We start from the raw sequence: 12,847 nt of genomic DNA on the forward strand, positions 1-12,847 counted from the left end.
TTCATATCACTGTAAGTTTAAAAAGGCGGATCAAGAGAACCGAGCAGGTCGAGGCGCGTTTGCCAGGAGGACACGGAGTGTAGTTTTCCTACATGAGTACCGCACTGGCAATGCAACGATGACATGCAAAGATTATCTTGACCGGACTTTTAAACATCCATATCAATCAAAGTTTAAAAAGGAGGATTAAGAGAACCGAGCAGGTCGAGGCGCATTTGCCAGGAGGACACGGAGTGTAGTTTTCCTACATGAGTACCGCACTGGCAACGCAACGACGACAAGCGAAGGTTATCTTAACCGGACTTTTTAAACACCCTCTATTAGTGTTTGAAATGACGTACGCCAGTGAACACCATCGCAATCCCATACGTATCCGCCACTTTAATAGAATCTTCATCACGGATTGATCCGCCTGGTTGAATGATTGCTGTAATTCCTGCTTTTGCTGCTTCTTCTAATGTATCTGGCATTGGGAAGAAAGCATCAGATGCAAGCGCGCTACCTTGTGCTTTTTCACCAGCTTGTGTAATTGCGATTTTTGCAGAACCTACACGGTTCATCTGTCCCGCACCGACACCAATTGTCATATCATCTTTCGCTAAAACAATTGCATTTGACTTCACATGTTTTACAACTTTCCAAGCTAGTTTTAAATCTTTCCATTCTTGCTCTGAAGGTTCACGTTTTGTTGGAATTGAAATTGTACTTTCATCTAATGATAACGTATCTTCCTCTTGAACAAGAAGTCCGCCTTGTACAGAAGTTAGTTTTTTGCTCGCACTTGTCGATTTTTCAATATTTACAGTTAGTAAACGTAAGTTTTTCTTACTTTGCAACACTTCTAAAGCTTCTTTTGAGAAAGAAGGTGCAATAATAATTTCTAAGAAAATTTCATGTAACTTTTCAGCTGTAGATTTGTCGATCTCACGATTTGCTGCAATAATCCCTCCAAAGATTGATACTGGATCCGCTTCATAAGCACGTGTGTATGCTTCATGAATATCAGTTCCTACTCCAACACCACATGGATTCATATGTTTTACTGCTACTACTGCTGGTTCTGTAAATTCTTTTACGATGCTAAGTGCTGCGTCTGCATCATTAATATTGTTATATGATAATTCTTTACCGTGTAATTGTTCTGCGTATGCAACAGAAGAAGTTGCTGCGAATGGCGCTTTATAGAAAGTTGCCTTTTGATGTGGATTCTCGCCATAACGTAAGTCTTGCTTTTTCTCAAATGTCACAGTTAATGTTTCTGGGCTTTCTTCACCCATTTGCTCTGTTAAGTAGTTAGAGATTAACGCATCATATGCTGCTGTATGACGGAATACTTTCGCTGCTAATTTACGTTTCGTTTCTTCTTTTACTTCACCGTTCTCTTTCAGTTCTGCTAATACAACATCGTAATCTACTGGATCTACAATTACCGATACAAATTTGTGATTTTTCGCAGCAGAGCGAATCATTGTTGGGCCACCAATATCAATATTTTCAATTGCATCAGCAAATGTTACATCAGGCTTAGCGATTGTTTCTTTGAATGGGTATAAGTTAACGACAACAAAATCAATTGGCTCTATACCTAACTCATTCATTTGTGCTACATGCGTTTCATTATCGCGAACTGCTAATAGACCACCATGAATATTTGGATGTAATGTTTTCACACGACCATCCATAATTTCTGGGAAACCAGTTACTTCAGAAATACCGATTACTTGTAAGCCGTTTTCTTCTAGTAATTTTTTTGTACCGCCTGTTGATATAACTTCGATCCCTTGTTCTAGTAAACCTTTAACAAATTCTACTACTCCTGTTTTATCTGAAACACTTACTAATGCACGCTTTTTCATTTACTCTTCACCCCTGGTTGTATGTTAGTTAACAGTTGGTTCTTTCGTAGATTGAACAATTTGATTCACTGTATTTACGTATAACTTATGTTCAACTTGTTGAATTTTCGTTTGTAAGCTTTCTCTCGTATCCCCTTCAGAAACAACTACTGCTTCTTGTGCAATAATTGGCCCTGTATCCATACCTGCGTCTACATAATGAATCGTTACTCCAGTTACTTTCACACCTGCTTCTAACGCTTGACCAACAGCATCTTTCCCTGGAAAACTCGGTAATAGTGATGGATGAATATTAATAATCCTTCCGCCGTAAGCTTCTAGTAAAGTTGGTCCAATTAAACGCATATATCCAGCTAAAATAACATAATCAATTTCATACTCTTCTAGCTTCTTTAATATCTCTTTTTCAAACGCTTCTTTTGACTCATATGCTTTCGCTGAAAAAGCGAAACACGGGATATGATGATAATGTGCTCGCCCAACAGCGCGTGCTTCTGGTTTATCACATACTAATAAACTAATTTCTGCATCCAATCTTTTTTCTTCTACTGCATTAACGAGAGATTGAAAGTTAGATCCGCTTCCAGAAGCAAAAACTGCTAATCTACTCATAGCGCTGTGCCTCCATTAAAAGTAACGCCAGCTCCTTGTACAGTGCGTCCAATAATACGAGCAGTTTCTCCTTGCTCTTCAAGAAGACGAACAACACCTTTTGCATCTTCTTCCTTCACCGCTACTACCATACCAATACCCATGTTAAAAATATTGAACATTTCTTTCTCTTCCAACTTGCCAACTTCTTGAAGTAAACTAAAGATCGGCTGAATTTCCCAAGATCCTAATTCAATTTCTGCACCGATTCCTTCTGGTAACATACGTGGAATATTTTCAATGAATCCGCCACCTGTAATATGTGCCATACCGTATACTTCATATTTCTTCAATAGTTCTAAAATAGGTTTGACATAAATTTTCGTTGGTTTTAATAATTCTTCACCAAGAGGTAGCTCTAAGCGTCCGTAAATGCGAGCTAAAGATAGTTCTCCATCTTCTAGTAATACTTTTCGTACTAAAGAATAACCGTTACTATGAATACCGCTAGATGCTAAGCCAATTAATACGTGACCAGCTTCAATTTTTTCACCTGTTACAATTTTCTTTTTATCAACGATCCCAACTGTAAAACCAGCTAAATCGTATTCTTCTGTAGAATACATTCCTGGCATTTCAGCTGTTTCTCCACCAATTAAAGTACAGCCTGCTTGGCGACAGCCCTCTGATATACCTTTGACGATGTTTTCAATTTTACTAGGTTCAGCTTTACCACAAGCAATATAATCAAGAAAGAAAAGCGGCTCTGCTCCTTGGACAACAATATCATTTACACACATTGCAACCGCATCAATACCAATTGTGTCATGTTTATCTGCCATAAAAGCGAGCATCAATTTCGTTCCCACGCCATCTGTTCCAGATACTAATACAGGTTCTTCTAATGCAAATTTTGATAGGTCAAACATACCTCCAAAACCGCCTAAACTGCCTAGTACTTCTTTTCTCATTGTTGTTTGTACGTGTTTTTTCATGCGAGATACCGCTTCATATCCAGCTTCAATATCTACTCCTGCTTGCTTATATGCATTCGCCATCGTTATCTACACCTCGTCTTTTAATTTCTCCCTATCCTGTGCGGGCCGTTTTAAGAAAGAAGCTAGCTTCTACATCAAAAAGAAGTAGAAGCTTTTTTCTTCTTATTTTATACTTTCTAACAGCTCTTGCTCATAATCATAAAGAGCTGTTGGATAATCTCCATTGAAGTACGCCATACATAGGCCACCGTATTTCCCCTCATATGGACGTCCAATTGCATCTACTAATCCATCTTCACTTAAAAATGTTAATGAGTCTGCACCGATCATTTCACGAATTTCTTCTACCGTATGATTTGCTGCAATTAATTCTTTTCTCGTTTGAATATCAATGCCATAGAAACATGGATATTTCAAAGGTGGTGAAGCTATTCTTACGTGAACTTCTGTCGCTCCAGCCTCGCGAAGCATACGAACAATTCGTTTACTCGTTGTTCCTCGTACGATAGAATCATCAATCATAACAACTCGTTTTCCTTCAACTACACCTCTTACTGCTGAAAGCTTCATCTTAACCCCTTGCTCTCGCAGTTCCTGAGAAGGTTGAATAAACGTACGTCCAACGTAACGATTTTTAATTAATCCCAACTCATATGGAATGCCTGTCGCCTCCGCATAACCAATTGCTGCTGAAATGCTAGAGTCTGGTACACCAGTAACAACATCAGCTTCAATAGGAGCTTCTGCCGCCAAACGTTTCCCCATGTTTTTACGTGCTGCATGGACATTAACACCAGCGATATTTGAATCTGGGCGTGCGAAGTAAATGTATTCCATACTGCAAATTGCATGTTCTACATCATTTGTGAAACGATCTACGTGAATTCCTTCATCATTAATGATAAGTAATTCACCCGGTTCTACATCACGAATGTATGTTGCACCTACTACATCAAAAGCACATGTTTCAGATGCTACAACGTAAGCATTTCCCATCTTTCCAATTGAAAGGGGACGGAATCCATTTGGATCTAGCGCAACAATCATTTCATTTCCAGTTAGTAAAAGATATGCAAACGCACCTTTCACCTTATTTAGAGCTTCTTTTACACTTTCAATTAACGAATCTTTCGTACTACGTTTAATAAGATGTAAAAGTACTTCTGTATCTGAACTTGTTTGAAAAATACTTCCCTCTGCCTCTAATTCACGGCGAAGCATTTTTGCATTAATTAAATTCCCGTTATGAGCTAATGCCATACTATGATCGGAAAAACGGAACAGTAGTGGTTGAACGTTAGCCACTTCACTTCCACCAGCCGTCGCGTATCGTACGTGTCCGATTGCTGATTTCCCGTTCAATCCTTCTAGCTCTCCTCTTGAAAACACTTCCGATATTAAACCTAACCCCTTGTGACCGACGATTTTTTCTCCATTATTTACGACAATGCCTGCGCCTTCTTGCCCACGGTGCTGTAAACTGTGCAATCCGTAGTATGAAACTTGTGCCGCATTTTCATGCCCCCAAATTCCGAAAACGCCACATTCTTCGTTTAACCCCTTTATTTCAGCAAGCATGGGATTGCCCCTTTCCAAGCCTTTCTCATTTCATCTACATTTGCTGTAAGCAACACTTCATTTTCTTCATTATGAATTGTCACTTCATTTGTATTTGTTACTTCTCCAACTTGAATTGCTTCTACCGCTTTCTCGAACACTTCTTTATTTTCACGTTTTACAGTTATCACGAAGCGAGATTGTGATTCCGCAAATAATGCCGCTGTTGCTTCCCCGTCTAATTTCACAGTAGCACCTAAGCCGTTAGCACCAATTGCACTTTCTGAAATTGCAACTGCTAAACCACCTTCAGCAACGTCATGTGCAGATTGAACAAGGCCAGCTTGAATTGCTGCTAATACTTGTTTTTGACGTTTTAATTCTACGTCTAGATCGATACTTGGTGATTGGCCGAAAATTTTGCCGTGAAGCATTTTCTGTAATTCACTTCCACCAAACTCAGCTTTCGTCTCTCCGATAACATAAACTAAATCGCCAGCTTGCTTAAACTCTTGTGTTGTTACATGTTTTAAGTCATGTACTAGTCCGACCATCCCAACTGTCGGTGTTGGATATACCGCTTCACCACTACGTTCGTTATACATTGATACGTTTCCGCCGATAACTGGTGTTTGTAATGTGCGACAAGCTTCACTCATACCATCTACTGATTTCTCAATTTGCCAGAAGATTTCTGGTTTCTCTGGATTACCGAAGTTTAAGCAATCTGTAATTGCAAGTGGCTCTCCTCCAGAACATACGATATTACGTGCTGCCTCTGCTACTGCAATTTTACCGCCCACTTCTGGATCTAAATAAATGTAGCGAGAGTTACAATCTGTCGTCATTGCTAATCCTTTTTCTGTACCGCGTACACGTACAACTGCTGCATCTGAACCCGGTGTAACAACTGTGCTTGTGCGAACTTGATAATCATATTGATCATAAACCCACTCTTTACTTGCAATCGTCGGTTGTTGTAATAGAGCGAATAACGTTTCTTTATAATTTTCTACTTTTGGTGTTTCCATTTTCATCTGTTGGAATTCAGCAAAGTATGCTGCTTCTTGTGATGGTTTATGATAAATTGGCGCTTCTTCTGCAAGAGCATCCGCTGGTACTTCAGCTACCATTTCACCTTTATGGAATAAACGAAGCATTTTGTCTTCCGTTACTTTCCCCATCGTAACGGCTGCAAGACCATACTTCTCAAATAAGTCTACTATTTCTTGCTCTCTACCTTTTTTCACAACAATTAACATACGCTCTTGTGATTCAGAGAGCATCATTTCATATGGTGTCATTCCTGTTTCTCGTTGTGGTACATCATCTAAGTACATTTCAATACCCATTCCTGCTTTACTTGCCATTTCTGCAGAAGATGATGTTAAACCAGCTGCACCCATATCTTGAATTCCAACAAGTGCATTCGATTGAATAAGTTCTAAACAAGCTTCAATAAGAAGTTTCTCCATAAATGGATCTCCTACTTGAACTGCTGGACGCTTCGCTTCTGAGCTTTCAGATAACTCTTCAGATGCAAATGTAGCACCGTGGATACCATCACGACCAGTTGATGCTCCTACGTACATTACTGTATTTCCAGCACCGTGCGCTTGCCCTTTTTTAATGTCTTCGTGGTTAATTAAGCCTACGCACATTGCATTTACAAGTGGATTTCCTTCATAACATGGATCAAACTGTACTTCGCCGCCAACAGTCGGAATACCGATACAGTTACCGTATCCTGCAATTCCTGCTACTACTTCTTCGAATAAGTATTTCACACGTGGTGATTGTAATTCTCCAAATCGAAGTGAGTTTAATAGAGCTACTGGACGTGCTCCCATAGAGAATACGTCACGAATAATACCACCAACACCTGTTGCCGCTCCTTGATATGGTTCAATAGCAGAAGGGTGGTTATGACTTTCCATTTTAAATACAACCGCTTGATTATCACCGATGTCTACAATTCCAGCACCTTCCCCAGGCCCCTGCAAGACGCGCTCACCTGTTGTTGGGAATTTTCGAAGTACTGGTTTTGAATTTTTATAACTACAATGTTCAGACCACATAACAGAGAATAATCCTGTTTCTGTATAATTTGGCAGACGGCCTAAAATCTTTTCAACCATGGCGAACTCTTCGTCTGTTAGCCCCATTTCCGCATATATGCGCTCTTCTTTAATTTGTGTTGGATTTGGTTCAAGCATTAACGACATATGTTTCCCTCCACTGTTTTAAGATAGATTGAAAGACTTTTAATCCTTCAGCACCGCCAAGTAATTCATCTACAGCACGCTCTGGGTGTGGCATCATACCAAGTACATTTCCTTTTTCGTTTACAATACCCGCAATATCTGAAACGCTTCCGTTCGGGTTTTCTACGTAACGGAATGCGATTTGATTATTCTCTTCTAATTGTTTAAGAGTCTCTTCATCACAATAGTAATTCCCCTCACCATGTGCAATTGGAATATTGATTACTTCATCTTTTTCATATTGTGATGTAAACATTGTTTCATTATTTTCAACACGTAACTGAACTGTTCGACACATAAATTTTAAGTTTTCATTTCTCATTAATGCTCCTGGTAATAATCCTGATTCAACAAGAATCTGGAATCCATTACATACACCTAAAATTGGCTTTCCTTGCTCAGCAGCTTTCTGTACTGCTTTCATTGCATTCGCAAAGCGAGAAATAGCACCGCAGCGTAAGTAGTCACCGTAAGAGAAACCACCTGGTAGTAGAATTGCATCATATTCATCTAAATTCTCTGTATCGTGCCAAACGTAATCTACTTCTTCGCCAAGCTCATCTTTAATTGCATGGAACATATCGACATCACAGTTCGAACCTGGAAATACTATTACGGCAAATTTCACTGTGCGACAACCTCCTCAACTTCATAACGGAAGTCTTCCATTACAACGTTTGCTAATAGTTTTTCACACATTTCCTTTACCTTGCTATCTAAGTCAGTTACCGATTTATCAATTGTTAGTTCCATGTACTTTCCAATTCGAACATCCTGTACTTCTTTGAATGAAAGGCTATGAAGTGCTCCTTTTACTGCTGTTCCTTGTGGATCTAATACGCTTTCTCTTAATGTTACATATACCTTAACTTTATACATGTGAAATTCCCCCTAAACGTTTTAAAATCTCTTCATAAGCATCTGTTAAATTTCCAAGATCACGACGGAATACATCTTTATCAAACTTCTCATTGCTCGTTTCATCCCATAAACGGCAAGTATCTGGTGAAATTTCATCTGCTAAAATAATTTCTCCTTCATCCGTTACACCAAACTCTAATTTGAAATCTACTAATCTTACACGACAGCTTGCGAAATGATCAATCAACACTTGATTGATTTGTAGAGCCATATCTCGTAATACGCTTACTTGCTCTGGCGATGCAACGTTTAATACACGAATATGATCTTCCGTTACAAGCGGATCTCCTAAATCATCATCTTTGAAGTAAAATTCTACGATTGGTTCTGCAAGTACAGTTCCCTCTTCCATTCCTAATCGTTTTGAAAGACTTCCTGCAATTACATTTCTTGTGACAACTTCTAAAGGAATAATACTCACTTTTTTAACAAGTTGTTCTGTTTCAGATAGCTTCTCAACAAAGTGTGTTTTAATTCCTACTTCTTGTAACTTTCTGAACAATAAAGTTGTAATCTCATTGTTCAAACGACCTTTTCCTGTAATCGTCTCTTTTTTCTCCCCATTGAAAGCAGTCGCACTATCTTTGTACTCTACCCAAACCATATCTGCTGATTCTGTACGATAAATTCTTTTTGCCTTACCTTCATACAGCAATTCTAGCTTTTGCATTTCGCAAGCCCCCTGTAGTTTGAAAAATGTGAATAATGTTTTTATAAAGAATGGCACAGAATGACTCTATTCTGTGCCATATGAAATTTTACGCTTCGTTTAATCCAAGGCGTTCAAAGATTGTATCAACGTGTTGCATATGATGCTCATAGTTGAAGCATTCATTAATTTCTTCTTGTGTTAACTTGCTCGTAATACGCTCATCAGCTTCTACAAGCTCTTTAAATTGTACTTGTGTTTCCCAAGCTTCCATCGCTTTAGGTTGTACGATATCGTAAGCTTCCTCACGTACCATACCTTTATCGATTAATGTAAGCATTACGCGCTGAGAATAAATTAAGCCGTATGTTCTTGTCATATTACGTTTCATATTCTCTGGGTATACAGTTAAGTTTTTAACAATATTACCAAAGCGGTTTAGCATGTAATTTAACGCGATTGTAGCATCTGGTAAAATTACGCGTTCTGCTGAAGAGTGAGAAATGTCACGCTCATGCCATAATGGAACATTCTCATAAGCTGTCATCATATAACCGCGGATAACACGAGCTAAACCAGTCATATTTTCAGATCCAATTGGATTACGCTTATGCGGCATTGCAGAAGAACCTTTTTGACCTTTTGCGAAAGCTTCTTCAACTTCACGTGTTTCACTCTTTTGTAAACCACGAATCTCAACTGCCATCTTTTCGATAGACGTTGCGATTAATGCAAGTGTTGACATGTAATGAGCATGACGATCACGTTGCAATGTTTGTGTTGAAATTGGTGCTGCTTCTAATCCTAAGTTTTCACAAACATACTTTTCTACGAATGGATCAATATTTGCATATGTACCAACCGCACCAGATAATTTACCAACACGAACTGTATTAGCAGCTTGTTTGAAACGCTCTACGTTACGTTTCATTTCTTCATACCAAAGACCAAGTTTTAAACCGAATGTTGTTGGTTCTGCATGAACACCATGTGTTCTTCCCATCATGATCGTGTATTTATGCTCTTTCGCTTTGTTAGCTAAAATACTTACAAAGTTTTCTAAGTCTTTTAATATGATTTCATTCGCTTGTTTTAAGATGTAAGATAACGCTGTATCTACTACGTCTGTAGATGTTAAACCGTAATGAACCCATTTACGTTCCTCGCCTAATGCTGGTGTTTCTGATACAGCACGAGTGAATGCAACTACGTCATGACGTGTCTCTTTTTCAATTTCATAAATACGATCAATATCAAATGATGCATGCTCACGAATTTTTTTAACATCTTCTTTCGGAATATCGCCAAGCTCAGCCCATGCTTCACAAGCTAAAATCTCAACTTCTAACCACGCTTTAAATTTGTTCTCTTCCGTCCAAATTGCACCCATTTCTGGGCGTGTATAACGACTAATCATCTTTTTCCCTCCAACAGTTGTTCTTGATGGTCCCAAATATGCAAACTCTTCGCTTTTTCTAGAGCGACTTCAATATTATCATTTAAAATATTAACATGCCCCATTTTTCGCTGCGCTTTTGCTTCTTCTTTTCCATACAAGTGTAAATAGCACCCGGTTAATCTATTCACTTGTCTTAGGACCCCTTCTATATGTTCGCCTAAAATGTTTACCATGACAACTGGTTTTAACAAATTTGTTTCTCCAAGAGGTAAATTACAGATTGCTCGAATATGTTGGCCGAATTGACTCGTTTCACATGCATCCTGTGTATAGTGTCCTGAATTGTGAGGTCTTGGTGCTAATTCATTAATGTAAATCTCACCATCAGCTGTAGCAAACATCTCTACCGCTAGTGTTCCCACAAGTTCTAGTTCATCCGCAAGCACTTTTGCATAAGCAATAGCTTTTTGAGAAAGTTCTTCTGTAATGCGAGCTGGAACGATGGATTCATGCAAAATGTTATTTACATGAATATTTTCCGCTACCGGAAATACTTTCGTTTCACCACTTACACTACGAATGACAATAACTGATACTTCTTTTTCAAAAGGCACCCATTTCTCTAAAATACACTCTGCTGCATTCGCAAGCTCTCGCGCTGTAACAACGTCAGCTTCGCTTCTTAAAACAACTTGCCCTTTCCCATCATATCCACCTGTCGTCGTTTTTAAGACGGAAGGATATGATAACTCAGCGATTGCTTCAGTAAACTGACCTTGATTTTGGACTAATCTATACGTTGCTACTGGTAATCCTGCTTTCTCAATCGCATTCTTTTCTGTAAAACGATTTTGCGTTTTACTTAACAACTGACTGCCTTGCGGTAAGTAAGCATGCTTTTCAAGCCATTGTAAACATCTATAATCAATATTCTCAAATTCATATGTGACAACATCACTGATCTCTGCTAAATGCTGAATCGCTTTTAAATCGTCATATGATGCAACAATTTCAATATCAGCAACTTGTGCACATGGTGAGTTTTTTGTAGGATCTAAAACAGCAATTTTATATCCCATCTCCTTAGCCGCCAATGCCATCATTCTTCCTAGCTGGCCGCCTCCAATAATACCGATTGTTTTTCCAGGTAAAATGATTCTCGTCATACTAGCTCACTACCTTCGCGCACATCTTTTTCAATTGCTTCTCTTCTCAATTCTAATGCATCATATATGTCATCATGGAATGATCCAAGTATTTGTGCAGCAAGTAAACCAGCATTTGTTGAACCAGCCTTACCAATTGCAACAGTTGCAACTGGAACCCCTCCTGGCATTTGGACGATGGATAATAATGAATCTAAGCCGTTTAACGCTTTTGATTGAACTGGAACTCCGATTACAGGAAGATTCGTCTTCGCTGCAACCATTCCTGGTAAATGTGCTGCTCCACCAGCTCCAGCAATAATAACTTTCAATCCACGTTCACGAGCCGTCTCTGCATATTCAAACATATAATCCGGAGTCCGATGAGCGGATACAACTTTTTTCTCATACGGTATATTTAATTCATCTAAAATGTCACAAGCATATTTCATTGTTTCCCAGTCTGACGTGCTTCCCATTATGACTCCAACTAGTGATTTCATATTAGAATCCCCCCGATTCAAATAAAAAAAGCCTGAAATAGAACAGTTTCTCTTTTACTATGAGAGAAAGCGCTCTACTCAGGCATACGTATCCCTTGTGAATAGAAAAATACCGAGTGACTTTCCCTCATAGTCTAACGAATAACGGTCGTTAGGTAGAGACTTGCAGGCCATATCCCCGCGATTATATGAGGTCTTATATATTATTCTTTCTATGGCTATATTAACAATATTTCATAAACAATGTCAACAAATAATCGAATGTTTTTTTATTACTCATCAATAACGTTCGTGTTTTAGTTATATTCAAAAGAATAATTGTAACTATATGCAAGAAGGATAAGCAATTAGAATATATATTTCTAGAGATCTACCATACACAAAATGGTTTGTATATTAATTCCATATGCTTTTATATAAAGTGAAACTTTAATCAACCCTCACCAATCGGGCTTTTACGGGCAGTTGATCCCCACCTAGCTTCTTTGCTTCCGCTGAAATTTGAGGTGGGGGTCTTACTGCCCGTTAATGCGGAATAAAGCATATCGTTTCTATTCCTTTGTATCGCATTCATTACTGTAAGGATTGAATACTTATTTTCATTCTTATATCATCCCGCTTTTCTTACTCTCATTATGTAAAATATATACTTGTAGTAAAAGAAATAACAGTTCCTATCATAAGGGTTGTTTTGGAGCACTTAGAAAGCCTGAAAAGCAAAAAATCATTACTATTACCCTCAATAGCCTCATTTTCATTCTTTTCTCTCATTAAGATTACTAAATTTACGAATTACGACATTTGATATATAAAAATAAACACAAAAAAACCTAAGTCGAAACGACTTAGGTTTTTGCTTGGCGACGTCCTACTCTCACAGGGACAAGGTCCCAACTACCATCGGCGCTAGAGAGCTTAACTTCCGTGTTCGGTATGGGAACGGGTGTGACCTCTCTGCCATCAT

General features: G+C 38.6%; 11 protein-coding genes, 1 rRNA gene and 1 riboswitch. All 12 genes read right to left on the reverse strand.

The window, feature by feature from the left end:
- Window positions 1–320: 320 nt before the first annotated feature.
- Window positions 321–1,856 carry a bifunctional phosphoribosylaminoimidazolecarboxamide formyltransferase/IMP cyclohydrolase gene (gene purH, locus MR079_RS24935; RefSeq protein WP_074615324.1) on the reverse strand — a complete coding sequence of 512 codons (1,536 nt, stop codon included), beginning with the start codon at window positions 1,854–1,856 and terminating at the stop codon, window positions 321–323.
- Window positions 1,857–1,880: 24 nt separating this feature from the next.
- Window positions 1,881–2,468: a phosphoribosylglycinamide formyltransferase gene (gene purN / locus MR079_RS24940; protein WP_000088582.1), complete on the reverse strand. Its 588-nt coding sequence runs from the start codon at window positions 2,466–2,468 to the stop codon at window positions 1,881–1,883.
- Window positions 2,465–3,505: a phosphoribosylformylglycinamidine cyclo-ligase gene (purM, locus tag MR079_RS24945; RefSeq protein WP_242294827.1), complete on the reverse strand. Its 1,041-nt coding sequence runs from the start codon at window positions 3,503–3,505 to the stop codon at window positions 2,465–2,467. Before purM ends, purN begins: the two co-directional genes overlap by 4 nt.
- 102 nt (window positions 3,506–3,607) lie before the next feature.
- Complete coding sequence (gene purF / locus MR079_RS24950) at window positions 3,608–5,023, reverse strand: amidophosphoribosyltransferase (protein ID WP_139869841.1); 1,416 nt, start codon at window positions 5,021–5,023, stop codon at window positions 3,608–3,610.
- Window positions 5,008–7,227: a phosphoribosylformylglycinamidine synthase II gene (gene purL, locus MR079_RS24955; protein ID WP_242294828.1), complete on the reverse strand. Its 2,220-nt coding sequence runs from the start codon at window positions 7,225–7,227 to the stop codon at window positions 5,008–5,010. Before purL ends, purF begins: the two co-directional genes overlap by 16 nt.
- Window positions 7,211–7,894: a phosphoribosylformylglycinamidine synthase subunit PurQ gene (gene purQ, locus MR079_RS24960; RefSeq protein WP_000666779.1), complete on the reverse strand. Its 684-nt coding sequence runs from the start codon at window positions 7,892–7,894 to the stop codon at window positions 7,211–7,213. The genes purL and purQ overlap by 17 nt, the downstream gene beginning before the upstream one ends.
- Window positions 7,891–8,145 carry a phosphoribosylformylglycinamidine synthase subunit PurS gene (purS, locus tag MR079_RS24965; protein ID WP_139869839.1) on the reverse strand — a complete coding sequence of 85 codons (255 nt, stop codon included), beginning with the start codon at window positions 8,143–8,145 and terminating at the stop codon, window positions 7,891–7,893. The genes purQ and purS overlap by 4 nt, the downstream gene beginning before the upstream one ends.
- Window positions 8,138–8,857: a phosphoribosylaminoimidazolesuccinocarboxamide synthase gene (gene purC, locus MR079_RS24970; protein WP_001170542.1), complete on the reverse strand. Its 720-nt coding sequence runs from the start codon at window positions 8,855–8,857 to the stop codon at window positions 8,138–8,140. Before purC ends, purS begins: the two co-directional genes overlap by 8 nt.
- A gap of 88 nt (window positions 8,858–8,945) precedes the next feature.
- Window positions 8,946–10,253, reverse strand: coding sequence for an adenylosuccinate lyase (purB, locus tag MR079_RS24975; RefSeq protein ID WP_000625683.1), 1,308 nt, complete (start codon window positions 10,251–10,253; stop codon window positions 8,946–8,948).
- Window positions 10,250–11,401 (reverse strand): 5-(carboxyamino)imidazole ribonucleotide synthase, encoded by a 1,152-nt coding sequence (purK, locus tag MR079_RS24980; protein ID WP_139869838.1) that lies wholly within the window; start codon window positions 11,399–11,401, stop codon window positions 10,250–10,252. Before purK ends, purB begins: the two co-directional genes overlap by 4 nt.
- Window positions 11,398–11,883, reverse strand: coding sequence for a 5-(carboxyamino)imidazole ribonucleotide mutase (gene purE / locus MR079_RS24985; protein WP_000839371.1), 486 nt, complete (start codon window positions 11,881–11,883; stop codon window positions 11,398–11,400). Before purE ends, purK begins: the two co-directional genes overlap by 4 nt.
- A gap of 110 nt (window positions 11,884–11,993) precedes the next feature.
- Window positions 11,994–12,095, reverse strand: a riboswitch (purine riboswitch).
- A 643-nt stretch (window positions 12,096–12,738) separates the two neighbouring features.
- Window positions 12,739–12,847, reverse strand: a 5S ribosomal RNA gene (gene rrf, locus MR079_RS24990); the annotation flags it as partial.

The sequence above is a fragment of the Bacillus cereus group sp. BfR-BA-01381 genome, assembly GCF_022663555.1.
Classification (GTDB): domain Bacteria; phylum Bacillota; class Bacilli; order Bacillales; family Bacillaceae_G; genus Bacillus_A; species Bacillus_A pacificus.

Bases quoted from the DNA above. Each gene is read 5' to 3' on its own strand.
- purC (WP_001170542.1), bottom strand. From the start codon at position 8,857: ATGCAAAAGCTAGAATTGCTGTATGAAGGTAAGGCAAAAAGAATTTAT.
- purS (WP_139869839.1), bottom strand. From the start codon at position 8,145: ATGTATAAAGTTAAGGTATATGTAACATTAAGAGAAAGCGTATTAGAT.
- purN (WP_000088582.1), bottom strand. From the start codon at position 2,468: ATGAGTAGATTAGCAGTTTTTGCTTCTGGAAGCGGATCTAACTTTCAA.
- purE (WP_000839371.1), bottom strand. From the start codon at position 11,883: ATGAAATCACTAGTTGGAGTCATAATGGGAAGCACGTCAGACTGGGAA.
- purF (WP_139869841.1), bottom strand. From the start codon at position 5,023: ATGCTTGCTGAAATAAAGGGGTTAAACGAAGAATGTGGCGTTTTCGGA.
- purK (WP_139869838.1), bottom strand. From the start codon at position 11,401: ATGACGAGAATCATTTTACCTGGAAAAACAATCGGTATTATTGGAGGC.
- purL (WP_242294828.1), bottom strand. From the start codon at position 7,227: ATGTCGTTAATGCTTGAACCAAATCCAACACAAATTAAAGAAGAGCGC.
- purB (WP_000625683.1), bottom strand. From the start codon at position 10,253: ATGATTAGTCGTTATACACGCCCAGAAATGGGTGCAATTTGGACGGAA.
- purH (WP_074615324.1), bottom strand. From the start codon at position 1,856: ATGAAAAAGCGTGCATTAGTAAGTGTTTCAGATAAAACAGGAGTAGTA.
- purM (WP_242294827.1), bottom strand. From the start codon at position 3,505: ATGGCGAATGCATATAAGCAAGCAGGAGTAGATATTGAAGCTGGATAT.